At 63.9% G+C, this 23,496-nt stretch carries 23 protein-coding genes; 12 read left to right on the top strand and 11 right to left on the bottom strand.

Annotated elements, in window-relative coordinates:
* The 4 genes from IC761_RS19570 to parE all read right to left on the bottom strand — a co-directional run bounded on the left by IC761_RS19570 (position 1) and on the right by parE (position 4,521).
* The gene (locus IC761_RS19570; RefSeq protein WP_195798286.1) at positions 1-771 is read right to left on the bottom strand and encodes an SDR family NAD(P)-dependent oxidoreductase; all 771 of its coding nucleotides are present in this window, start codon (positions 769-771) and stop codon (positions 1-3) included.
* A 32-nt stretch (positions 772-803) separates the two neighbouring features.
* Entirely contained in the window at positions 804-989 is a 186-nt protein-coding gene (locus tag IC761_RS19565) for a hypothetical protein (protein WP_195798285.1), read from the bottom strand.
* A gap of 282 nt (positions 990-1,271) precedes the next feature.
* On the bottom strand, positions 1,272-2,057 hold the full coding sequence (locus IC761_RS19560) for an outer membrane protein (protein ID WP_195798284.1): 786 nt from the start codon (positions 2,055-2,057) through the stop codon (positions 1,272-1,274).
* A gap of 418 nt (positions 2,058-2,475) precedes the next feature.
* Positions 2,476-4,521 (bottom strand): DNA topoisomerase IV subunit B, encoded by a 2,046-nt coding sequence (parE, locus tag IC761_RS19555; protein WP_195798283.1) that lies wholly within the window; start codon positions 4,519-4,521, stop codon positions 2,476-2,478.
* 274 nt (positions 4,522-4,795) lie between these two features.
* Between parE and IC761_RS19550 the strand changes: the two genes are divergently transcribed.
* From IC761_RS19550 to argC, 3 genes are all read left to right on the top strand, one after another.
* Positions 4,796-5,326, top strand: a complete 531-nt coding sequence (locus IC761_RS19550; protein WP_195798282.1) for a DedA family protein — start codon at positions 4,796-4,798, stop codon at positions 5,324-5,326.
* 226 nt (positions 5,327-5,552) lie between these two features.
* Entirely contained in the window at positions 5,553-6,221 is a 669-nt protein-coding gene (locus IC761_RS19545) for an FMN-binding negative transcriptional regulator (RefSeq protein ID WP_195798281.1), read from the top strand.
* Positions 6,218-7,192: an N-acetyl-gamma-glutamyl-phosphate reductase gene (argC, locus tag IC761_RS19540; RefSeq protein WP_195798280.1), complete on the top strand. Its 975-nt coding sequence runs from the start codon at positions 6,218-6,220 to the stop codon at positions 7,190-7,192. Before IC761_RS19545 ends, argC begins: the two co-directional genes overlap by 4 nt.
* A 107-nt stretch (positions 7,193-7,299) precedes the next feature.
* Here the strand turns inward: argC and IC761_RS19535 are convergent, their stop codons facing one another.
* The 3 genes from IC761_RS19535 to IC761_RS19525 form a co-directional block, all read right to left on the bottom strand.
* Positions 7,300-7,650: a hypothetical protein gene (locus IC761_RS19535; RefSeq protein WP_195798279.1), complete on the bottom strand. Its 351-nt coding sequence runs from the start codon at positions 7,648-7,650 to the stop codon at positions 7,300-7,302.
* An 86-nt stretch (positions 7,651-7,736) separates the two neighbouring features.
* Entirely contained in the window at positions 7,737-8,135 is a 399-nt protein-coding gene (locus IC761_RS19530; protein ID WP_195798278.1) for an MAPEG family protein, read from the bottom strand.
* 83 nt (positions 8,136-8,218) lie between these two features.
* The gene (locus tag IC761_RS19525) at positions 8,219-10,039 is read right to left on the bottom strand and encodes a PHA/PHB synthase family protein (RefSeq protein ID WP_195798277.1); all 1,821 of its coding nucleotides are present in this window, start codon (positions 10,037-10,039) and stop codon (positions 8,219-8,221) included.
* A 253-nt stretch (positions 10,040-10,292) separates the two neighbouring features.
* Between IC761_RS19525 and IC761_RS19520 the strand changes: the two genes are divergently transcribed.
* The 6 genes from IC761_RS19520 to IC761_RS19495 all read left to right on the top strand — a co-directional run bounded on the left by IC761_RS19520 (position 10,293) and on the right by IC761_RS19495 (position 17,414).
* Positions 10,293-10,568: a hypothetical protein gene (locus IC761_RS19520; protein ID WP_195798276.1), complete on the top strand. Its 276-nt coding sequence runs from the start codon at positions 10,293-10,295 to the stop codon at positions 10,566-10,568.
* A 216-nt stretch (positions 10,569-10,784) separates the two neighbouring features.
* Positions 10,785-12,005, top strand: a complete 1,221-nt coding sequence (locus IC761_RS19515) for an LL-diaminopimelate aminotransferase (RefSeq protein WP_195798275.1) — start codon at positions 10,785-10,787, stop codon at positions 12,003-12,005.
* A gap of 41 nt (positions 12,006-12,046) precedes the next feature.
* The gene (locus IC761_RS19510) at positions 12,047-13,363 is read left to right on the top strand and encodes a homoserine dehydrogenase (RefSeq protein WP_195798274.1); all 1,317 of its coding nucleotides are present in this window, start codon (positions 12,047-12,049) and stop codon (positions 13,361-13,363) included.
* Between the two features lie 139 nt (positions 13,364-13,502).
* A complete protein-coding gene (gene glpX, locus IC761_RS19505; protein ID WP_195798273.1) occupies positions 13,503-14,504 on the top strand; it encodes a class II fructose-bisphosphatase in 1,002 nt (333 codons plus the stop codon).
* Positions 14,505-14,663: 159 nt separating this feature from the next.
* Positions 14,664-15,383, top strand: coding sequence for a haloacid dehalogenase type II (locus tag IC761_RS19500; RefSeq protein ID WP_195798272.1), 720 nt, complete (start codon positions 14,664-14,666; stop codon positions 15,381-15,383).
* A gap of 291 nt (positions 15,384-15,674) precedes the next feature.
* On the top strand, positions 15,675-17,414 hold the full coding sequence (locus tag IC761_RS19495) for a hypothetical protein (RefSeq protein WP_195798271.1): 1,740 nt from the start codon (positions 15,675-15,677) through the stop codon (positions 17,412-17,414).
* A 136-nt stretch (positions 17,415-17,550) separates the two neighbouring features.
* Here the strand turns inward: IC761_RS19495 and IC761_RS19490 are convergent, their stop codons facing one another.
* Positions 17,551-18,237, bottom strand: coding sequence for an alpha/beta hydrolase (locus IC761_RS19490; RefSeq protein WP_195798270.1), 687 nt, complete (start codon positions 18,235-18,237; stop codon positions 17,551-17,553).
* Positions 18,238-18,408: 171 nt separating this feature from the next.
* Positions 18,409-19,284 (bottom strand): ABC transporter substrate-binding protein, encoded by an 876-nt coding sequence (locus IC761_RS19485; protein ID WP_195798269.1) that lies wholly within the window; start codon positions 19,282-19,284, stop codon positions 18,409-18,411.
* A 106-nt stretch (positions 19,285-19,390) separates the two neighbouring features.
* Here IC761_RS19485 and IC761_RS19480 point away from each other — a divergent pair, with 106 nt between their 5' ends.
* Entirely contained in the window at positions 19,391-20,308 is a 918-nt protein-coding gene (locus IC761_RS19480) for a LysR family transcriptional regulator (protein ID WP_195798268.1), read from the top strand.
* 126 nt (positions 20,309-20,434) lie between these two features.
* Here the strand turns inward: IC761_RS19480 and IC761_RS19475 are convergent, their stop codons facing one another.
* The gene (locus IC761_RS19475; RefSeq protein ID WP_195798267.1) at positions 20,435-21,367 is read right to left on the bottom strand and encodes a LysR family transcriptional regulator; all 933 of its coding nucleotides are present in this window, start codon (positions 21,365-21,367) and stop codon (positions 20,435-20,437) included.
* A 102-nt stretch (positions 21,368-21,469) separates the two neighbouring features.
* Here IC761_RS19475 and IC761_RS19470 point away from each other — a divergent pair, with 102 nt between their 5' ends.
* On the top strand, positions 21,470-21,796 hold the full coding sequence (locus tag IC761_RS19470) for a hypothetical protein (RefSeq protein WP_195798266.1): 327 nt from the start codon (positions 21,470-21,472) through the stop codon (positions 21,794-21,796).
* Positions 21,797-21,901: 105 nt separating this feature from the next.
* Positions 21,902-22,660, top strand: coding sequence for a sulfite exporter TauE/SafE family protein (locus IC761_RS19465; RefSeq protein WP_195798265.1), 759 nt, complete (start codon positions 21,902-21,904; stop codon positions 22,658-22,660).
* A 74-nt stretch (positions 22,661-22,734) separates the two neighbouring features.
* Here the strand turns inward: IC761_RS19465 and IC761_RS19460 are convergent, their stop codons facing one another.
* Positions 22,735-23,484, bottom strand: a complete 750-nt coding sequence (locus tag IC761_RS19460; protein ID WP_195798264.1) for an SDR family NAD(P)-dependent oxidoreductase — start codon at positions 23,482-23,484, stop codon at positions 22,735-22,737.
* Positions 23,485-23,496: the final 12 nt, after the last annotated feature.

Raw genomic sequence — 23,496 nt, 5'->3', positions numbered from 1 at the left:
TCACGCCATTACGGAGAAGCCACCGTCAACGGGGATCGCGGTGCCCGTGACGAAGTTCGATGCGCGTGAGGCGAGGAACACCGCGATGCCGGCGAAATCGTCGATATCGCCCCAACGCCCCGCAGGCGTGCGCGCCAGCACGCGCTCGTGCAGTCCCGACACCTGTTGCCGCGCGCCACGGGTGAGGTCGGTGTCGATCCAGCCGGGCAGGATGGCGTTGACCTGGATGTTGTCGGGCGCCCAGGCATTGGCGCAGGCGCGCGTGTACTGCACGATGCCGCCTTTGCTCGCAGCATAAGCGGTCGCGAAGCTCGCGCCGAAGATCGACATCATCGAGCCGATATTGATCACCTTGCCGTTGCCAGATGCCTTCAACGCCGGATAGGCCAGCTTCGAGCAGACGAACGCGCTGGTCAGGTTGGTGTCGATCACCTTGTTCCATTCGTCGAGCTCGAGCTCGTGCGGCGGCTTGCGGATGCTCATGCCGGCATTGTTGATGAGGATGTCGATGCGGCCGAGATCTTTCACGACACGCTCGATCATCGCAGCGACGGCTGCCTTGTCGGTGACGTCGGTGGTGACCGCGATTGCCTTCACGCCGCGCTGCTTGAGATCGGCGACGGCTGCTGCGGACTTGGCTTCGTTGCGTCCGACCACGGCGATGTCGGCGCCGGCGTCGGCAAGACCGTGGGCGAGGCCGAGCCCGATGCCGCCATTGCCTCCCGTGACGATCGCGACCTTGCCGCGAAGATCGAACCGGCTGGATGTCATGCTTTCACTACCTTTTCTTGCCTTCGTTTCTTCTATTGGTTGCTCTGCCAGATCAGCACCAGCCCGAAGCCGGCCATGGCGGCGCCATAGCCGGCCCATTGCAGCTGGTTGATCATGAAGCTCGATCGCGGCCAGGCGACGGTACCCGTGCCTTGTCCGATCCAGAGCAGGCCGACAGCGAGAGCAAACAGGCCTGCGATCAGCAGAAATCTGCGCATGCATTCCTCCCCTCGGTCTGATTCTGTCGCGCCCCCCGGCATAAGGATCGCTGCGGGTCACGAAAACTTCCCGCCAGACTAGCCGTAGCTTCGGTTCGGACACAATGGCTGCGGACGCAGAGCCGTGGGGAGGACACATGTCCGTACGCGAGATCGCGAGGGCCGGGGCGATGGCTCATCGCGAGATGGCGATTGGCCGAAAGCGAGCGCGGTCGACAGCGGAGGTCGCAACGAAAAAGCCCCGGCAATGCCGGGGCTTTGACGTCTGAAGTGAAGTTCAGCTCAGTACTTGGCGACGACCGGACCGGTCCAGTTGAAGCGGTAGACCAGCGAGGTCGAGATCGTCTGGTTCCAGCTGTTGGCACGGATGCTGTCGACACCGGTCGGCAGGTTGGTGACGTTGGAGATTTCATCCTTGGTCTTGGCGTTGTAGAAGGCCGAGCGATATTCGGTCTTCATGAACCAGCCGGGCGCGCTGATGCCGAAGATGTTCAGGTTGTTCTCGACGCCACCACCGATGAAGAAGCCGTTGCGGTTGTAGCCGTTGAGGTGGACACCGGCCGGAGCGCCCGCCAGCGTCAGGAAGTTGGTGCTGCCGAAGTGGGCGCCGGAGTAACCGCCGTTGACATAGGAGAGCACGTTCGGGGCAACCAGCCAGCCGAGGCGCACACCAGCGGCCCAGGAGTCTTCCAGCTTCTGGTTGCCGGTGATGCCGAGGACCGGATCCTGCACGGTGGCGCGCAGGCTGCCGAACTGACCGTCGGCGAACACGCCGGCGACCCAAGTGCTGTTGAACTGCCAGTCGTAGCCGAGACCGACGGTGCCGAACCAGCCCGAACCGCCCTGGCGCTGCGCGATCGTCAGCGGCGTGCCAGTCGGCGTCGCGAGGATGGTCTGGTCGGAGTTCGAGAGGCCGCCGCCGGCGCCACCGAAGATGTAGAAGCCAGTCCAGTTGGCAACCGGAGCAACCATCGGGGCTTTCACATAGGGACGAGCCGCAAGGTCAGCCGCCGAGGCCGAACCGGTCATCGCCGCAACCGCGGTCAGAGCCAGCAAAATCTTCTTCATGATAAAATCCCCAACTTTGGTCTGTAGCAGGCGCGAGCGCACTGGAGTTCGTGTCATCTGATGCCCGAACTATAGACGTTTCCCGCCGAAATGCTGTTGCCGGACAGGCACAGTTGCCGGAAAACGCCCGCCGGACCGGTTTTGAGGCGCAACCCGTTGATACTTAAAAAGACAAATAATATCATATAGTTGAACGAATTTTCGAATCTCGGTCTCGGGTAAGTTTTCGTTAGGAAACCGGCTTTGTCCGAAATGGAGGCAATCCTGCCTCCGCCATGGCGGCAGTGACTCGTTGGCCGAGTCGGGGCGGCAGCGGGGGAATCGCCCCCGTGGGAATCATTGGAGCAGGGCGCTATCGTTGCCACGAATGAAAAAGCCCCGGCCTTGAGCCGGGGCTTTTTGACGGGAAATCTCCGCGTCAGACGTCGAGCAGCTCTTCGCTGGCGAACTCGGCCTTGTCGGAGATGAAGGCGAAGCGCGCTTCGGCCTTGGTGCCCATCAGGCGCTCGACCGAATCCGCCGTGGTGTCGCGGTCGTCGGCGAGCAACACCACCTTGAGCAGCGTCCGCTTGCTCGGATCCATGGTGGTTTCCTTGAGCTGCGCCGGCATCATTTCGCCGAGGCCTTTGAAGCGGTTGACCTCGACCTTGGCGTTGGCGTTGAACGCGCTCTTGATCAGCTCTTCCTTGTGCTTGTCGTCGCGCGCGTAGACCGATTTCTGGCCGTGGGTCAGCTTGTAGAGCGGCGGCACCGCGAGGAAGAGGTGGCCTTCGTCGATCAGTCGCGGCATCTGCCGGTAGAAGAAGGTGATCAGCAGCGAAGCGATGTGCGCGCCGTCGACGTCGGCGTCGGTCATGATGATGATGCGCTGGTAGCGCAGATCCTCTTCGCGATAGTGCAGGAGCTGGCCGCAGCCGATCGCCTGCACGAGATCCGAGAGCTGTGCGTTCGCCGTGAGCTTGTCCTTGCCGGCGGAGGCGACGTTGAGGATCTTGCCCCGCAGCGGCAGAACGGCCTGGGTCTTGCGATCGCGCGCCTGCTTGGCGCTGCCGCCGGCCGAGTCGCCCTCGACGATGAAGAGCTCGGAGCCGTCGGTGCCGGCGTCGGTGCAGTCGGCGAGCTTGCCGGGCAGGCGCAGCTTCTTGCCCGCGGTTTTCCGCGCGGTCTCTTTTTCCTGACGTCGGCGCAGCCGCTCCTCGGCGCGATCGATCACGAAGTCGAGCAGCCGGTTGGCCATGTTGGGATTGCCGGACAGCCAATGGTCGAACGGATCCTTCATCGCCTGTTCGACGATGCGCTGCGCTTCGGCGGTGGCGAGACGATCCTTGGTCTGGCCCTGAAATTCAGGCTCGCGCACGAACACCGAGAGCATCACGGCAGCGCCCACCATCACGTCTTCCGAGGTGATGGTCGAGGCGCGCTTGCCCTGGCCGACGCGTTCGGCGTGGTCCTTCAGGCCGCGCAGCAGCGCGCTGCGCAGGCCCGATTCATGCGTACCGCCATCGGGCGTCGGCACGGTGTTGGTGTAGGAGGACAGGAAGCCGTCGGCGTCCGCGGTCCAGGCCACCGCCCATTCGCAGGCGCCATGGGCGCCATTGCGGCCCGACTTGCCGGAGAAGATATCCGGATGCACCAGCGTGTCGGCATGGATGGCGGCGGCGAGATAATCCTTCAGGCCGCCAGGGAAGTGGAACGTCGCCTCGGCCGGCACGTCCTCGACGCCCTTGAGCAGCTCGGGCGCGCAATTCCAGCGGATTTCGACACCGCCGAACAGGTAGGCCTTCGAGCGCGTCATCTTGAACAGGCGCTGCGGCTTGAACGCGGCCTTGGCGCCGAAGATGTCGGTGTCGGGCTTGAAGCGCACGCGGGTGCCGCGGCGGTTGTTGACCTTGCCGAGATCCTCGAGCTTGCCCTTGGGGTGGCCGCGCTCGAAGATCATGCGATGCAGCTTCTGGCCGCGCGCGACCTCGACCTCGAGACGCGAGGACAGCGCGTTCACGACGGAGATGCCGACGCCGTGCAGGCCGCCCGATGTCTCGTACACCTTGCTGTCGAACTTGCCGCCCGAATGCAGCGTGCACATGATGACTTCGAGCGCCGACTTCTTCGGGAACTTTGGATGCGGATCGATCGGAATGCCGCGGCCGTTGTCGGTGACGGTGAGGAACCCGTCGGCGCTGAGATCGACCTCGATGAAGGTCGCATGCCCCGCCAGCGCCTCGTCCATCGAGTTGTCGATGACTTCGGCGAACAGGTGATGCAGCGCCTTCTCGTCGGTGCCGCCGATATACATGCCGGGCCGGCGCCGGACCGGTTCCAGGCCTTCGAGCACCTCGATGTCGGCAGCCGTGTAATCGGCTTCGCCGCCGCTGCCACGCGCCGCCGCCTTGGCGGGCGCGCGGGGCTTCGGCTCTTCGGCGCCGAACAAGTCGTCTTTTGCTTTGGTTTTCAATTGCTTGGACATATGTCTTGATGCGTTTTGAGGGCCGCGCAAGCGGCGAATCGGTTGGTCTGACTATGCCACGGCTAGTCTTGAAAGGTTACCGCAGGGCAGGCAGGGCGCCGTGGGTGGGAGCTAATACCGGCGATTTTACGCCGCAAGCTAACCAAGTCCCGGCAAATTGACGCCTGACGCCGGTCCGTGCCCGGCTTTGTGACTTGATGTCACACAAGTCCCTGGCTTACCAGTGCTTTTCATTGAGCAGGACCTCAAGGCGGGGCGGGAAGGCTAATCTGGAATGGAGCAGTTTGCGCACGCACTGGCCGATTTCGTGCGCCTTCACCAGGCCTGGGCTGCTCCGATCGTGTTCCTGCTGGCGTTCGGGGAATCGCTCGCCTTCATCTCGCTGCTGTTGCCTGCCTGGGGTGCCCTGGTCGCCATCGGCGCCCTGATCGGGGTCAGCGGCATCAGCTTCTATCCCGTCTGGATTGCCGGCGCGATTGGGGCAGCGCTCGGAGACTGGGTCTCCTACTGGTTCGGCTACCGCTACAAGGAACAGGTCGCGCAGATGTGGCCGCTGTCGCGCTATCCGGATATCCTGCCAAGGGGCGAGGCTTTCGTGCGCAGCTGGGGCGTCCCCAGCATCTTCATCGGCCGCTTCTTCGGGCCGCTGCGTGCTTCCGTGCCGCTTGCTGCCGGCATTTTCGAGATGCCCTATTGGAGTTTTCAGGCCGCCAATTTCGTCTCGGCCCTGGTCTGGTCGGCGGCGCTGCTGCTGTTCGGCGACGTCATTGCGAAGATCATGGAATGGATCTGGCGGGTGGTGTGACGTCTCGAATCTTGACGAGAACCACAACTGGCCTTATAGCCCCCCGCCATGATCAACGCCGCGACCATTCTGTTCGCCCGTCGCCGCCGCCGCACTCTTGCGGTTTGGGCGGTCGATCGCGTTTGAGATCATCGTCTTTGCCGCTGGACCCGATCCGCGGCATTCTCTCTCCTGTCAGCGCGATCTGATCCGGCGGCTCCCCGAGGAGGCCCAGCAGGAGACCACGATGTATACGCCACCCCATTTCAAGCAGGACCGCGCCGCGAGCCTGAAATTCGCCGACGCGCGCGGCTTCGGCACCATGTGCGCTTTCGACGGCAAGAGGCCGATCGCCTCGCAGCTGCCGTTCTACCTGACCTACGCCGATGACGGCACGCCGCGCGCCGCCTTTCACGTTGCCCGTCACAATCCGCTGATAAGGTTGGCGGATGACGCGACGTCCTGGCTGCTCGCGGTCAACGGCCCCGATGCTTATGTGTCGCCGGACTGGTACGTCTCGCCGGATCAGGTGCCGACCTGGCTCTACCAGTCGGTGCATTTGAGCGGGCCGGTGCGGCTGCTGTCGGACGACGAGCTGTCGGTGCAGGTCGATACGCTCAGCGACAAGTTCGAGAACTGGCTCTCGCCGAAGAAGCCGTGGACGTCGGGCAAGATGACGGCGGGCCGGCTGGAAGCGATGAAGAAGGGGATCGTGGGCCTGGTCATGACGGTTGAAGAGGTCGAAGGCAGCTTCAAGCTCAACCAGCAAAAGTCCGACGCCGACTATACGGCGATTGCCAATGCGCTCGGCGCGCAGCCCGCCGCTGACGCAAAGGAGATCGCGCACTTGATGCAGGACGTGAGGCCCGAAGCCTTCGCGAACGAAACCGACAAGCTCGAAAGGAGCCTTCCATGAGCCTCGCTGAGACCACCAAAGCCCCGACCACCGGCGCGGCCAAGAAGCCCGCGACCGTCTTCGTCGATGGCGGCTCCGGCACCACCGGACTCGGCATCAACGAGCGGTTGAAGCTCCAGAGCGACGTCGTGATGAAGACGATTGCCGACGACAAGCGCAAGGACCCTGCGGCCAAGAAGGCGCTGATGGAGGAGGTCGATCTCGTCATTCTCTGCCTGCCCGACGATGCCGCCAAGGAAACCGTCGCACTGGTCGACAGCATGGGCGCCGCGGCGCCGAAGGTACTGGACGCCTCGACCGCCTATCGCGTCGCGCCTGACTGGGCCTATGGCTTTCCCGAGCTGACGCCGGACCAGGCCGCCAAGATCAAGGCCGCGAAGAAGGTCTCCAACCCCGGCTGCTATCCGACCGGCGGCATCGCGCTGTTGCGGCCGATCGTCGACGCCGGTTTGTTGCCTTCGGACTATCCCGTCACCGTCAACGCGGTGAGCGGCTATTCCGGCGGCGGCAAGTCGATGATCGCGAGTTTTGAGGACGGCAGCGCGCCGTCCTTCGAGCTCTACGGCCTCGGCTTCGAGCACAAGCATCTGCCGGAGTTGCAGCTCTATTCCAATCTGACGCGGCGGCCGATCTTCATTCCGTCGGTCGGCAACTACCGGCAGGGCATGCTGGTCTCGATCCCGCTCCAACTCGACACGCTGCCGGGCAAACCTGACGGCGCCGATCTCCAGGCCGCGATGGCCAAGCGCTACGCCGGCTCGAAATACGTCTCGGTGATGCCGCTTCAGAAAGAGGGCGGTAAGCTCGAGCCGGAAGCGCTCAACGAGACCAATAGGCTCGAGCTCTATGTCTTCGCCAGCGACAAATATCACCAGGCGCTGCTGGTCGCCCGGCTCGACAATCTCGGCAAGGGCGCCTCGGGCGCAGCCGTGCAGAACATGCGGCTGATGCTGGGCCTGCCGGAAGAGTAGGGGCAGGACGCGCTCCGGGCGCAGCGCAGCACGTCTTCGGTGATGCGTCGCAGAGCCAGCCCATCGCTGCTGCGCGCGTCGTCGTGTCGCGCGCGGCACGGTGTTCTTTACTGCTGAATGATATCCGCGGGAAACGGCCGAGCAGGCCGGCCGGCACAGACGTTGTCGCGGACCGTCACTGCCGCGCGGCGGGAGGCCTCGAGTGCGCTGAGCGACTGGCTTGAAACATCGCAGACGTCCTGATGCTCCCTTGCGTAGTCGAGGACAGCGCTCCAGGCCTGCGATGCGCGAATATGGTCTTCGCAGCGGCCGATCATCAAACCGCGCATCTTTGGCTTGGATGATTCCGTCGCCTCGCTGCGCAGGCGGGTCAGTTCAGGGCATTGGGCCTGCGCGCAGGCGCTGCCGCAAAGGCCGGCGAGGGCGATCGTCGCGACGATTGGCAAAAGGATCCGCATCGCAGCTCCTCATTGTGGTTGCCCCCGCACCGGAAGATACCTTCGGGCCGCAAGGGGGAACAGCCTCATTCGTGCTCGTGGTCCCCTCAAAACACCTTGAAGATCGCCAGCGCCAGCACCGCCTGGGCCAGGAAGCCGACGGTGAAGGCCAGCGTGCGGAATACCGGGATGCCGAGCGCGTAGACGATCAGATGGGCGACGCGCGACCAGAAATAGACAACGCAGGCGAGCACGGTCCATTTCGAGGAATAGTCGATCGCGTTGAGGATCAGGACCAGCGGCGCGAAGATCACGAGGTTCTCGACCGCGTTGTCATGCGCGAACATCAGCCGGTTCGCCCATTCGGCGTGCGGCTTGTCGCCGCGCGCGGGATTGGCCATCGCGCCGCCGAGGCCGCGCACCTGGCAGCGGTTGAGCACGTAGGGGATCCAGAGAATGCCGGTCAGGATCACCGTCCAAGTCAGCCAGAACAATTCACGCGTCATAACCCGGTCCCCTCATTCATCGCGGTGGCGAAAGCGAGCTTATACAAGCGCGCAAGATTGCGCCATGCGCAAGGAAGCTTCCGCTATGCGCGGACCCTGACATAGCTACCGGGCGCGTCCTCGAGCGGGGGCAGCGCCTCGCTGCCGACGCTGCGCGCCGGGACCTCCTCCGGGTCGAGCGCGCCCAGCCACTCGCGCCAGTCCGGCCACCATGAACCCTTGTGCTCGACTGCACCTTTCAGCCATTGGGCGACGTTGACGTCCTTGATGGTGTCGTTGGTCCAGTATTGGTACTTGTTCGAGGCGGGCGGATTGACGACGCCGGCGATGTGGCCGGAGCCGGACAGCACATATTTCACCGGGCCGCCGAAGAACTGCGAGCCGTACAGCACCGATTCCGCCGGCGCGATGTGGTCCTCGCGCGTGGCGAGGTTGTAGACGGGCACCTTGACCTTGGAGAGGTCGAGCAGGGTGTTGTCGAGCACCATCGAGCCCGCCGACAGCCGGTTCTCAAGATAGCAGTTGCGCAAATAATAGGAATGGTTCGCCGCGGTCATGCGCGTCGCGTCCGAATTCCAGTGCAGCAGGTCGAACGCGCTCGGCTGCTGGCCCTTCAGATAGTTGCTGACGACGTAGGACCAGATCAAATCGTTCGAGCGCAGCATGTTGAAGGCCATCGCCATCTTCGAGCCTTCGAGCACGCCGGACGCCTTCATGTCCTGCTCGAGCGCTGCGATCTGCTCCTCGTCGACGAACACCAGCAGATCGCCGGCATGGGTGAAGTCGACCTGCGCCGCAAAGAACGTCGCCGAGGTCACGCGCTGGCGCCGCTTCTCGGCGAGCCAGGCCAGCGTGGTCGCGAGCATGGTGCCGCCGACGCAATAGCCGGCGGTGTGCACCTTCATCTCGCCGGTGGCCTTCTCGATCACGTCCATCGCCGTGAGCGGGCCTTCCTTCATGTAATCTTCCCAGCTCTTGGTGCCGAGCCGCTTGTCCGGATTGACCCATGAGATCACGAACACGGTGATGCCCTGGTCGACGCACCACTTGATGTAGGATTTCTCCGGCTTGAGATCGAGGATGTAGAACTTGTTGATCCAGGGCGGAATGATCAAGAGCGGCGTGCGCAGCACATTCTCCGTGGTCGGAGAATACTGGATCAGCTGCATCATCTCGTTCTGGTAGATCACCTTGCCCGGCGTCGTCGCCATGTTGACGCCGACCACGAGATTGTCCGGGTTGGACTGACGGATCTTCAGCATGCCTTTGCCGGCGGCGATGTCCTCTGCCAGCATCGTCAGGCCGCGCGCGAGATTTTCGCCGCTTGAGGCCACCGTCTCGCGCAGCACCTCCGGATTGGTCAGAACGAAGTTCGACGGCGAGATCGCGTTGGTGACCTGCTGCACGTAGAACTCGGCCTTGCGGCGCGTCGACGGATCGAGCCCGTCGGCGTCCTGCACCAGCTCCTGCGCCCATTTGCTGGTCAGCAGATAGAGCTGCATCATGAAGTCGAAGAACTGGTTCGACTTCCATTCCGGATCGGCAAAGCGCTTGTCGCGCGGCGAGGGCGAAATCGCCGGCGGGGCATCCTGGCCGGCCATGCGCCGCGACGCCGAGCCCCAGAGGTCGAGATAGTCCTTGGCGAGCTTGGTCTGCACATCCGACGCGCGCGATTGGTCCGAGAGCCAATATTCGGCGACCGACGTGAAGGTCTTGACGACCTCGGCGAGCTCGGCCGGCGGGCGATCCTGCACCTCGCCGCTTTCGCGCGGCTTGAGATAGGCGGCGAGCGCCTTGCCGCCGCTTTCCAAGGCCCGCGCGACATTCATCGCGAAGGCCTCCGCATCGAACTTCGTTTCAAACTTTGTCCCGGATTTGGGCGTGTCGGTCGTGGCGGTACTCATGACGATGACAGTAACGATTCATTCCGTCCTCGTCACCGCGAAGCTCGCTGGTTTGGCGCCAAACGCGCGCGAAGATGTGCTGCACTGCGACAAGGCTTCTTGCTTTTGTCACAATCGGGGTGCACCCCTCGCAGCGTGGGCCTTGGATGTTTTCTCGCTCGAACCATTTGTGGGCAGCAATGGTTTGAGCTTGGGCAGGTTGTCGGGTTAGTCTCCGCCAGCCCTGCATTGGGACGAGTAAGGGATTTCCCAAGTGTTGGCGTTGAGGGACCTGCAAAAGACGCTGCCAATGTGCGGCGCGCTGCTGATTGCGGCGCTCGCCCTGGGCGGCTGCTCGAGCCAGTTGGCTGACTACACGCCCACCGATGCGCAGGCCCATCCCAGGGAGCCCGGCGCCTACCTCCCGGTCCACGATCTGCCGCCGGAGCGTGATCAGGCGATCATCCCGCCGGACCAGCGCGCCAAGATCGAAGCCGAACTGGCCGCTGCGCGCGACCGCCAATCCGTTGCTGCAAAGGACGCCAAATAGAAGCGGTGCGACGTAATCGCTGGCGCCCCCGCCACTCCGTGCTAAAAAGACGTCAGTTCAGCCGAGAGTCAGGGCGAAAGAGTTCAGTCCTCGTCGCTGAAAGTCACTCCAAGTATTTGATTTCGAGTGATTTTTGTGCGCGGGGCGAGATCTCCTCGAAGGGTATTTATCGCCCCTCGATTCTGTCCTGACCGGTTGCCCGGAGCCCAGAGAGCCATGGACGATTTTTACCGCATCCGCCGCCTTCCGCCTTACGTGTTCGAGCAGGTCAACCGGGCCAAGGCGGCCGCGCGGAATGCCGGCGCCGACATCATCGACCTCGGTATGGGCAACCCGGATCTGCCGGCGCCGCCGCATGTGCTGGAGAAGCTCAAGGAGACTCTGGGCAAGCCTCGCACCGACCGCTACTCCGCCTCCCGCGGCATTCCCGGCCTGCGCCGGGCCCAGGCCGCCTATTACGAGCGCCGCTTCGGCGTGAAGCTCAACCCCGACAGCCAGGTCGTGGCGACGCTCGGCTCGAAAGAGGGCTTTGCCAACGTGGCCCAGGCGATCACCGCGCCGGGCGACGTCATCCTCTGCCCGAACCCGAGCTACCCGATTCACGCCTTCGGCTTTTTGATGGCGGGCGGCGTGATCCGCTCGGTGCCCTCGGAGCCGACCCCGGAATTCTTCGAGGCGGTTGAGCGGGCGATCGTGCATTCGATCCCGAAGCCGCTCGCGCTCGTCGTCTGCTATCCCTCGAACCCGACCGCCTATGTCGCGAGCCTCGACTTCTACAAGGACCTCGTCGCGTTCGCGAAGAAGCACGAGATCCTGATCCTGTCCGATCTCGCTTACGCCGAGGTCTATTTCGACGACAGCAATCCGCCGCCCTCGGTGCTCCAGGTGCCCGGCGCGATCGACGTCACCGTCGAATTCACCTCGATGTCGAAGACCTATTCGATGGCCGGCTGGCGCATGGGCTTTGCGGTCGGCAATGACCGCGTCATCGCCGCACTTGCCCGCGTCAAATCCTATCTCGACTACGGCGCGTTCACGCCGGTGCAGGTCGCCGCGACCGCCGCGCTGAACGGCCCCGACGATTGCATCAAGGAGATGCGCGACACCTACCGCAAGCGCCGCGATGCGCTGGTGGAGGCGTTCGGCCGCGCCGGCTGGGAGATCCCGCCGCCGGACGCCTCGATGTTCGCCTGGGCCCCGCTGCCGGAAGCGTTCCGCGGCGTCGGCAGCATGCAGTTCGCAACCTTGATGGTGGAGAAATCCGGCGTGGTGGTCTCGCCCGGCGTCGGCTTCGGCGAGCATGGCGAAGGCTATGTTCGCATCGCCATGGTGGAAAACGAGCAACGGATCAGGCAGGCCGCGCGCGGTGTGCGCCGCTTCCTTGAAAGCGGCATCGAAACGTTGCACAACGTCGTTCCGCTCGCCAACCGGCGCTAAGTTCTCTTCAAGTTTCTCTTCTGCAGGTTTTCCTAGGCATCATGGTTGCACCCCTGAAAGTGGGCATAGCGGGGCTCGGCACCGTGGGCGCCGAAGTTGTGCGTTTGATCGAATCCCAGGCCCGCGCGCTGGCGGGCCGCAGCGGCCGTGGCATTCGGGTCGTCGCCGTCACCGCGCGCTCGAAGGCGAAGAAGCGCGGCGTCGATCTGCGCGACGTCGAATGGGCGAAGGATCCGATGGCGCTCGCCACGCATCCCGAGATTGACTGTTTCGTCGAGCTGATGGGCGGCGCCGGCGATCCCGCGATGTCGGCGGTCGAGGCGGCCCTGACTGCGGGAAAATCTGTCGTCACGGCCAACAAGGCACTGCTCGCCAAGCATGGTATCAAGCTGGCAAAGGCCGCCGAAAAGCATGGCGGTGCGCTGAATTTCGAGGCAGCGGTTGGCGCTGCGATCCCCGTCATCAAGACGTTGCGCGAAGGTCTTGCGGGAACCGGCATCAATCGCGTCTACGGCATTCTCAACGGCACCTGCAATTACATCCTGACGCGGATGGAGCAGGAGGGCCTGTCGTTCGCTGAATGTCTCAAGGACGCGCAGCGGCTCGGCTATGCCGAGGCCAATCCGTCCTTCGATGTGGATGGCCACGATACCGCGCAAAAGCTTGCCATTCTCGCCAGCCTCGCCTTCGGCACGAAAGTTGCTCAAAGCGCGGTGTATGTCGAAGGTATCTCCTCCATCGCGCCGGAAGATCTTCGCGCGGCCGCCGATCTTGGCTACCGCGTCAAGCTGCTCGGTGTTGCCGTTCGCACTGCCAAGGGCATCGAGCAGCGCGTGCATCCGACCATGGTTCCAAAATCCTCCTCGATCGCGCAGGTGATGGGTGTCACCAACGCGGTCACGATCGATGGCGAGGGCATTCCGCCGATCACGCTGGTCGGCCCGGGCGCGGGCGGCGCTGCCACCGCATCCGCCGTCGTCGCCGATATTGCGGACGTTGCGCGCGGCATCCGCGCCAATCCGTTCGGCCGCCCGATTGCGCAGCTGCGCGACACCAAGAAGGCGCCGATGGAGCGACACGAGGGCGGCTATTACATCCGCCTGTTGGCACGCGACTTCCCGGGCACCGCGGCTGCGATCGCGACCCGGCTCGCAGAGCAGAAGATTTCAATCGAGTCGATCGTGCAGCGTCATCCCAATGGCGGCGCTGCGCCCAGCAACGGCAAGGCGGTGCCCGTGCCCGTCATCCTGATCACCTACGCCACGCACGAGGACGCGGTGCGCCGCGCGCTCGCCGCCGTGCAGAAGGACAAGGTGATCAGCGGTCGGCCGCAGGTCATACGGATTGAGAAGAACTAGCGCATGATCCGGAAAAGTGTGAAGCGGTTTTCCGATAAATGCGTGCGCAAAAGAGAGAGCGCGGTTTGAACGAACCGTAGGCGTTGCGAATTGATGTGGGCAGAAGCTTCTGTCCTAAACTGCTTGAAGGAGTGAGCCGATGTCGACCCATATTTCAGTGCCGCCGCAAGCGTTGCTCGAGCGCATTCTCACGCTGGAGATCGTGCGCGTGACGGAACGGGCGGCGGTGTCCTCGGCGCGTCTGCGCGGGCACGGGCAGGAAAAGCCGGCCGATCAGGCCGCCGTCGACGCGATGCGCCGCGAGCTCAACAAGCTGCCGATCCAGGGCACCATCGTGATCGGCGAGGGCGAGCGCGACGAGGCGCCGATGCTCTTCATTGGCGAGAAGGTCGGCATGAACGCCGGTCCGGAAGTCGATATCGCAGTCGACCCGCTCGAAGGCACCACGCTGTGCGCCAAGAACATGCCGGGTTCGATTGCCACCATGGCGATGGCCGACGGCGGCACGCTGCTGCATGCGCCCGACGTCTACATGCAGAAGCTCGCGATCGGTCCCGGCTATGCCAAGGGCGTCGTCGAGCTCGACGCAACGCCGGCCGACAACGTCCGCCGTCTCGCCAAGGCCAAGGGCGTTGGGCCGGATGGAATCACCGTGCTCGTGCTCGACCGTCCCCGCCATGCCAGCATCATCGAGAGCGTGCGCTCGACCGGCGCGGCCGTGCGCCTGATCACCGACGGCGACGTTGCCGGCGTGATCCATTGCGCCGACCCTGACAATACCGGCGTCGACATGTATCTCGGCACCGGCGGCGCGCCGGAAGGCGTGCTCGCGGCCGTGGCGCTGCGCTGCATCGGCGGCCAGATGCAGTGCCGCCTGATCCTCGATTCCGGCGAGAAGATCGAGCGCGCCGCCAAGATGGGCGTCAACGATCCCAAGATGATCTACGGCATCGAGGACATGGCGCGCGGCGACTGCCTGTTTGCCGCCACCGGCGTTACCACCGGTTCACTGCTGTCGGGCGTCAAATTCCGCAAGGACGGCGTGATCGAGACCGAGACGGTCGTGATGCGCTCCGTCACCGGCACCGTGCGCTACATCAAGGCCGAGCATCGCGAGCTGGCGAAGTTCCACCTCGACTAATGTTCTCCGTCATTCCGGGGCGACGGGACCGCGCAAAGCGCGCGGCCCGAGAGCCCGGAATCCATCGGGCAGCAGAGAGCGAGGCAGAATGGATTCCGGGTTCGCGCTCCGCGCGCCCCGGAATGACAACGACAAGAACAACAAGAAGGAAGCGCGCCCATGTCCGATCTTTCCGCCGTCAAAGCCCTGGTCTTCGACGTGTTCGGCACCGTCGTCGACTGGCGCACCAGCCTGATCACCGACTTCATGTGGTGGGGCAAACAACGCGGCATCAGCGCCGACTGGACCGCCTTGGTGGACGGCTGGCGCGCCGTGTACTCGGCCTCGATGGACGACGTGCGCAAGCACCCCGAGCGCGGCTATGTCATGCTCGACGATCTGCACCGCCGCTCGCTTGAAAAGCTGGTCGAGCAGTTCGCGATCAAGGGCCTCACCGACGCGGATCTCGATCATCTCACCAAGGGCTGGCACCGCCTCAATCCCTGGCCCGACAGCGTCGCCGGCCTGACCCGGCTGAAGACCAAATTCGTGATCTCGCCGCTGTCGAACGGCAATGTCGCGCTGCTCACCAACATGGCGAAGTTTGCCGGCCTGCCGTGGGACCTCATCATGTCGGCCGAGCTGTTCGAGCACTACAAGCCCGATCCCGAAACCTATCTCGGCGCCGCGCGGCTGCTCTGCCTCAAGCCGGAGGAGGTGATGATGGTGGCCGCCCACAATTACGACCTCAAGGCCGCGCAGAAATACGGGCTGAAGACTGCGTTCGTGGCGCGGCCAACCGAGTACGGCCCGCATCAGAAGATCGACTTCGAGGCCACCGGCAATTGGGACATTGTCGCCAAGGATTTTGGCGGCGTCGCCGACAAGCTCGGCTGCTGAAGCATGATCCGGAAAAGTGCGAAGCGGTTTTCCGAAAAGATCATGCGCAAACAATAACCTGAAGCGCGATGACGGTTCATCCAATCTCATCGCGCTAGGTCAGGCACCGCAGCATTTCACGAGCCTCCTCTTTGCGCTTTGCCGTTGAGCGTTCGCGCGCCTTGACGGAAGCTGAGGCGCGTCGCATCTCATTCGCATTCCTGTAACAGTCCGCTCGCAGACTGCGTGCGCACCGAGCCGCTGTGGGCCGGCCGTCCGTCCTGCGAAAATCATAAAATTAGGAAAACGCCAATGGCTGTCAAAGGATCGCGCGCGTTCGCGGGGCTTCCGCGGACCTTGTTTGTGTCTGGCTTGCTCGCCTCTACCGCGCTCGTCAGTATGCCGGCGCTGGCCGATCAGGACGATTTTCATTTCCGCCCGGGCCACCTGCTCTTGAGCAAGGCGGTCTATGACAACAAGGCTTCGAACATCACGGCCGGCGTCACCCAATTGCCGCCGAACTGTGTGGCGCCCAATTGCGCCGCGGCGACCACCGACGGCACTTATCCGATGGTATTCAGCAACGATCTGGTCGACAGCTCTTTTGGCATCACGTCCAAGATCGTGCTCGACGAGCTGCGGCTGAACGGCCATCGCGTCCAGTCGCTGGAGGTGCCGAACAGTGGCCAGCGCGGCGTCAACTCGGACAGGGACCAGATGGTCACGAGCTTCCCGTCAAAGTCCGAGATCGGGTTGAACCTTTCGATCGATCGCCACAGCGTATCGTTCATGGGCTACCTCGCTCCGGTCGACGCGGTCGACGTCTCCAACTCCAATACGCCTGATGTCGTTGATTCGACCAACCCGGTCACTTCCAAGTTCTCGCGTGTGATCGCGACGGTCGACGAGCACGGCCGCTTCCGCTTCACCAAGACCAACGCCTATAGCGGCAACAACGGGCGCGCCGCTGTTCTGAACGACCGGCCCGGCGCCAACGTGTTCTATGCCACCGGCAATGCCGGTAATGGCAGCAATCCTCAGCCGAATGGCGTGATCATTGGCGCCGGCGCGCAGATCATGACAGCTGCGAAGGCTGCGCTCGTCGACCAACCTGATCCGGGCCTGCCGACGCCGGTCGGCAGCTTCAATGTCACCCAGTTGAGCCTGAAGGCGGACAAGATTGGCAAGGACACCAACTTCCGCGGCCTGACCGTGTTCAACGACGTGATCTATGTGACGAAGGGCAGCGGCGGCAACGGCATCAACACGGTGTACTTCATCGACACCTCGGGCTTCGATGCCAACGGCAAGCCGCTGGCGTGCCCCAATGGCGTCGGTCTGCCCAGCGCATCGGCAAAGCTGCCGACGACGCCGATCTTCTATGATGCATCAAAGCTTCAGACGCTCGGCGTCACGCCCTACAACATGTGCGTGCTCAAGGGGTTTCCGATCAATCTCGCCAAGACAGCGACCTCGTTCCCGTTCGGCGTTTGGTTCGCGGACGCCAAGACGCTCTATGTGGCCGACGAGGGCGACGGCACCAATACGTTCAGCGCTGCGACCAACACCTACACAGCCGCCGCAGCCCAGACCGGAGCAGGCTTGCAGAAATGGGTGTTCGACGACACGGCCAAGACCTGGAAGCTGAGCTACACGCTCCAGGCCGGACTTGGTCTCGGCGTACCCTATACCGTGCGGGACTACCCGACCGGCAACAATGCTGCGACCGGCCTGCCGTGGTCGCCCGCGACCGACGGACTCCGTAACATCATCGGACGCGTCAATTCCGACGGCACGGCATCGATCTGGGCGATCACCTCCACTGTGAGTGGCGGCGGCGACCAGGGCGCTGATCCGAACAAGCTCGTCATGATCAAGGACAAGCTTGTCGCGACTGCGCTGCCGGCGAGCGAGACGTTCACCACCGTGCGCACGGCGCGCTTCGCCGAAGCGCTCCGGGGCGTTTCGTTCACGCCGGAGACCGGGCTTGGTCGTGACGCGGACGACCATGAGGGCGGCGCGTGCGATCGCGACGACGACGATTGCCGTTGATCGGGGCAACCGTGACGACGGCATGAAGCGCCATGGTGGGGCCGCCGCAATGACGACCTGAAAGACGTCAGCAGCGTCCTCTGACCAGTGGAGACCGGTCGCGCCGGTCTCCGCTTGTAGGCTGCGCCGACTGATGTCAGCGCGCCGAGACCGCGCTCGCAGCCTTTCGGATGACGTCCAGCACAACAGCCGGATTCGACAGCATGGGGACATGCGACGACGCGACTTCGGTCGTGGTGGCGTTCATGCGCTTCGAGACGAAGTGTTGCAGCTCCGGGGGAACCGTCTGGTCTTGGGTGGCGAGAACATACCAGCTCGGCTTGGATTTCCATGCCGTGCCCTCGGCTTTTTGGTTGAAGAGATCTGCCACCGGTGCCCCCTGCGTCGCATACACCAGTTTTTGCTCAGCTTCGGGCAGATCGCCTGCGAAGTGCTTGACGCCGCTTGGCTTGAGCCAGATGCGGCCCTCCGGCACATCGAGATGGCCGAACACGGGCGTGGTTGGAAATTTGGCAAGGTGGCTTTGAGAGGTTTCGTCGGAATCCGGCGCGAGCGCCGCGATGTAGACAAGCGCGGCCACGCGCGGATCGGTTCCTGCGTGCGTGATGAGCGTCCCGCCGTAGGAGTGGCCGACCAGGACCACAGGTCCGGGAACGCGCGCAAGGCACGCCTTCACGGCGGCAATGTCCGTTGCGAGCGAGTCGAGGCCATGCTGACTGGACATCACCTCATGACCCTCGGCCTGGAGCGTCGGGATCAGCTTGCCGAAGCACGATCCGTCAGCCCACAGACCGTGCGCGAAAACGATGCCGGGTTTGGTCATGTTGATCTCCGTTGGTTGCGCAAGAGCGACCGAATTTGCCCGCGGCGCGTGAGGCTGCCCGAGGGGCTTCACCTCTAACGCGCCGTCGATTCTGCCGACAGAGAGCCGCAACGAAAATCGGGCGAAAGTGAAAATGTGACGGAAGCTCGGGCGCCAGCAGGCGCCCGCAGCTCATATCCTGCCGAATGCGACCGTGGCCCTGTCGTAGCTGCCGTCGCCCATTGTGCCGTCCTTGAAGATGCCGCGCTTCTCGATCCAGTCGAACGACTGCTCGTAGACCTCGCGCGAATAGGGCTCGAACACGATCCGCTCGCCCGGTCCCCAGCGCCGCGTATCCATTGCGGCGTGGAAGCGCTCGGGAAACTCGTTCTTGTAATAGCGGGTGTAGAGCTCGGGGCGCAGGTCGATGTCGCGCTGGGCTTTCTTCAGCGCGCGGAAGTAGTGCTTGACGTCGTCGGGCGCCGGATCGCCGTTGATCATCGACGCGATCATGAAGGTGGTGTCGATGATCTTGCGGTAGCCGAGCTGCTCGGCGAAATAATAGGGGCCATTGAACAGCGCGGCCGCCTCGCTCTTGCCCTCGAACAGCAGCTCCATCCGGCGGAACAGCATGCCGTCCTCGAAGGTCAGGTTGATCTGATCGGCCGCCAGATAAGGCTCGAGTGCCTGGATGGTCGAATAGTGACTGCCGGACTGGAAGCCGACCGAAATCGGGATGCCGGCGAGGTCGGACGGGGTGCGAATCCTGGAATCGGCCGGGACGAAGATGCCGGAAGGGGCGACCGAATAGACGTCGGCGTAGAGCTTGGCGTGGCCGTTCGAGGCCGCGACGTTGACGGTCCAGTGGCAGGCGCAGCTGACGTCGGCCTGGCGTCCCTTCTCGATGCTCTGGAAGGCGCCTTCGTTGACCTTGTTGTGGTGCTGGCCCTCGGTCGAGCGGATCAGCTCGCGGAACTCGTAGTCGAGCCCTTCGTCGCGGAAGTAGCTCTTCTCCTCGGCCACCCATTCCTGCAGGCGAAAATGCGATTCGATCACGAATTTGGTCATGGCTTCCTCCTGTCCGCTGTTTGGCTGTTCGATTTGCCTTTGACCGCAGGATAGCAAAAGGCGATGTTCGGTCCATGGCTCCAGGGGAATGTTTCATATGTCCAGAATGGAATCTTCCGAAATCGATTTCCGCGATCTGCGGGTGCTCGACGCGCTGCTGCGAGAGGGCAGCATCACGCGAGCGGCCGCAAGTCTCGACACCACGCAGCCGGCCATCAGCAAGCTGCTGGCGCGATTGCGCCTGCGCTTCGACGATCCCCTGTTCGTGCGACGTGGCAGCGGCGTGCAGCCGACGGCGCGGGCGGTCGAGATGGCCTCGCAGGTCCGCGCCCTGCTCGAGATGGCCGACACACTGTGGCAGGAGCGGCTGCCGTTCGATCCGCGCCAATCCGAGAAGACCTTCAGCCTGCTCCTGACCGACGTCGGCATGGTGCGGTTCCTGCCGCCTCTGGTCGCGCGGCTCGCCGAGCTCGCGCCGCGCATCCAGGTGCGCGCGATGCCGCTCGATTCCCGGCACTTTGCGCTCAAGCTGGAATCGGGAGAGGCGGACCTTGCGCTCGGCGCCTTGCCGCGGGCGGCGGGACATCTTCGCTCGCAGCGGCTCTATTCCGACGGCTATGCCAGCGTGGTGCGGCGCGGCCATCCGCGGCCGGCGCACGCGCGCACGCGCCGGGGGTTTCTCGACGAGCAGCACATCCTGATCACCGCGTCCGAGACCGGGCATGCGGCCCATCTCGAGACGCAGCGCGTGCTGACCCGCGCGATCGCCCGCGCCAATATCATGTTGCAGGTGCCGAGCTTCATCGCCGGCGCGATCGTGGCCTCGCAGACCGATGGCGTCGCAACCTTGCCCGCCAATCTCGCCGCCATCGTCGCCGAGCCGCTCGGTATGACCGTGTTCAAGACGCCGGTCGCGCTGCCGCGCATCGAGATCGCGCAATATTGGCACGAGCGTTACCACCGCGACCCCGCTCATCGCTGGCTGCGATCGATCACGCTCGCTTTGTTCGGCAACCGCGCCTAAAGCGCGATGAGATTGGGATGAATCGTCATCGCGCTTTAGGTTGTTGTTTGCGCATGATCTTTTCGGAAAACCGCTACGCACTTTTCCGGATCATGCTCTAGCGGGCGAGGGCGAACGGGCCCGCCATCACAATTCGGCAGCAAGCTGCGTCACCTGCTCGCGCAGCCAGGCGTGTGCCGGATCGTGATCGTAGGACGCATGCCACAGCAATGACACCGTGACCTCGCGCAGCTCGATCGGCAACGGGCTGAGGCTGAGCCCGAGCTCGGCGGCGAAGCGCCGGGCCAGCCGCGACTGTATGGTGACGATCACCGGGGCGCGCGCGACCAGCGACGGAACGGTGAGGAAGCGCGGCGTGGTGAGCGCGATCGAGCGCGTCAGCCCGAGCTTGTCGAGCGCTTCGTCGACAATGCCGCGGATGCTGCGCCCGGGCCTCAGGCTGGTCAGCACGTGGGGCATCCGAACATAGTCTTCAAGCGAGATCGGCGCCGTTATTCCCGTCATCTCGGCATTGAACATGCAGAGATAGCTCTCGTCGAACAGCTTGCGGCGCTTGTGATGGACTTGCCCTTGCTGGAAGGCGTCGTAGCCGATGGCGATATCCATCTCGTCGGAATCGAGATCCTCGAGCAGTCGCGACGCATCGAAATTGTAGAGCCTGAGATGAATGCCGGGCGCCACCTCGCGCATGCGCGCAAGCAGCGCCGGCATGAACAGGATTTCCATGCTGTCCGGCAATCCGAACCGGAACGTCCGCACCGCCGTTGCCGGATCGAAAGGTTGGTCCCGCGAGACCAGCGCCTCGACCTGCGCCAGCATGGCCTGCACCGGCTCGAGCAAAGTCACCGCACGTGGCGTGAGACGCATCCCGGCGGGGCCCCGCGTCAGGAGCTCGTCGCGGAACAGCTCCCGCAGCCGCGCCAGGTTATGACTCATCGCCGACTGGCCAATACCGACCCGGGCGGCGGCCCGCGTCACGCTTCGTTCGGTGAGAAGCGCGCCGAGATGTACGAGCAAATTCAGGTCGATACGAGCGAGATTGACAGTATCGATATTCATTATCGACCCCATCTGTTTGATCGATGATGTGGGCCTGACCATGTGCTGCGGCAAGGGAGCAGACGGGCGTTCCGCCCGCCGCCCAAGTCAACGGAGGGTCACATGTCGATCCGCAACACGCTTCTCGCCGCCGTCTTCACCATCGCCTCGTTTGGAGTGGCCCATGCCAACGGCCTGCGGCCGATCGCGGCGCAAAGCATCGACCTCGGCGATGTCTCCGGCGTCGCCTATTACACCGTCGAGCCCGGCGGCTTCCGCGTCGTCACCACGCTTGCGCAAGGTGCGTCGGGCAACCCGATCCGCTTCGTGTCGGTGCTTGCGCCCGGTCAGCGCGTGGTGCTCTCGACGCCGACGCATGCGAACGCGATCGAGATCAGCCGGAATGGCGACACCGTGCTCATCCGCAACACGAGCGCGATCGCGAACTGAAATCGGCGCCAGCCGTCTGCCCGATCGCATTGCACCGAGATCAATGTTTCGATTGATCCGAGATATATGTAGGAGCAATGTGAGGACATTGATCGGAGACGGGCCATGGACCTGACAGCCACAACGATCCTCGTCGCCTTCGCCGGCGTGTTCCTGATCTGCTTCATGAAGGGCGCGTTCGGCGGCGGCTTCTCCATCGTCGGCATTCCGCTGCTGTCGTTCGTGATGGATCCGGTCACGGCCGGCGGCCTGCTCGCGCCGCTGTTCATCGCGATGGACCTGTTCGCGCTGCGCTACTGGAAGCCCTCGACCTGGTCGAAGCCGGACCTCGTGCTGCTGCTGCCCGGGCTCGTGGTCGGTATCGGTCTCGGCTATGTCCTGTTCCGCGTGCTCGACCATCGCGCCGTCGCGATCGTGATGGCCGTCGTCACCCTGGTCTTCGTCGGCCTGTGGTTTTTCAGCGACCCCAAGATCACCATCCGTCCGCGGTCGACGCCGAAGGCGGTCGCGGCCGGCCTCGCCTCGGGCGTCACCACCATGGTCGCGCATTCGGGCGGACCGCCGCTCGCGATGTATCTCTTGCCGCTCGGTCTCAGCAAGGAGGTCTATGCGGGAACGACGAGCCTGTTCTTCACCGTCGGCAACGCCACCAAGGCGGTGCCGTGGCTATTGCTGGTGCGGCCGGCCGGCAATGTCTGCATCGTGATGGCCGCGTGCCTGCTCGCCATTCCCGCAGGCGTCTGGCTCGGCTGGCGGCTGCATGGCAAGCTCGACCAGCAGCAGATCTACCGGGCCTGTTACGGCCTGCTGGTCGTCACCGCGCTGAAGCTGTTGTGGGACGGTGTGTCCGGTTATCTCGCCTGAGCAGATCGAAGACGTTCGCTTGCAGGCCGGCGTCGATTTTGTCGGGCCGACGCCGGCACTTCGCAGGGTCCGCGTCAGACGTTGCTGACGCCGCCGTCGACGAGCATGTCGGAGCCCGTCATGAACGAGCTCTCGTCCGAGGCAAGGAAGACGGCGGCCGCCGCCAGCTCTTCCGGACGGCCTAATCTCAGCATGGGCACGTAGTTGGCGTACATCTTGCGAATGGCGGTGGCTTCCTCCGGCGTGCTCGCCTGGGAGTCCATGATCGGCGTATCGACCGGGCCGGGGCTGAGCAGGTTCGCGCGGATGCCGCTATCCCCGAACTCGGCCGCCCAGGTCCGGACGTAGGAACGCACCGCCGCCTTGGTGGCGGCATAGGTCGAGTGGTTCGCAAGGCCCATCGTGTGCATGGCCGAGGACACCAGGATGATTGATCCTCCACGCCCCATCATCGGCAGCATCTTCTGCACGAGGAACAGCGGCCCCTTGGCCATCAGGTTGAACGTGCGGTCGTAGTGCTCCTCCGTGATCTCGCGCAACGGCATCTTTTCGGTGAAGCCGGCGTTGGACACGATCACGTCCACCTTACCCTCCGCCTTGCGAACGGCGGCGGCGACACGATCGAGGTCGTCGAGCCTGGACGCATCCGCCCGGATCGTGGTGACGTTGGCGCCAATGGATTGCGCCGCCTCGTCGAGCGCGTCCTGACGTCGGCCGAAGATGAACACATGCGCCCCCTCGCGCGCGAACCGCTGGGCGATCGCCAGCCCGATGCCGCTGTTGCCGCCACTGACAACGGCGACCTTGCCTTTCAATCTCGACATGACACGTCCTTC

It is taken from the genome of Bradyrhizobium commune, from assembly GCF_015624505.1.
Taxonomy (GTDB): domain Bacteria; phylum Pseudomonadota; class Alphaproteobacteria; order Rhizobiales; family Xanthobacteraceae; genus Bradyrhizobium; species Bradyrhizobium commune.
The sequence above is the reverse complement of the archived record's forward strand: the minus strand, read 5'-3'. Positions and strand labels throughout refer to the sequence as shown.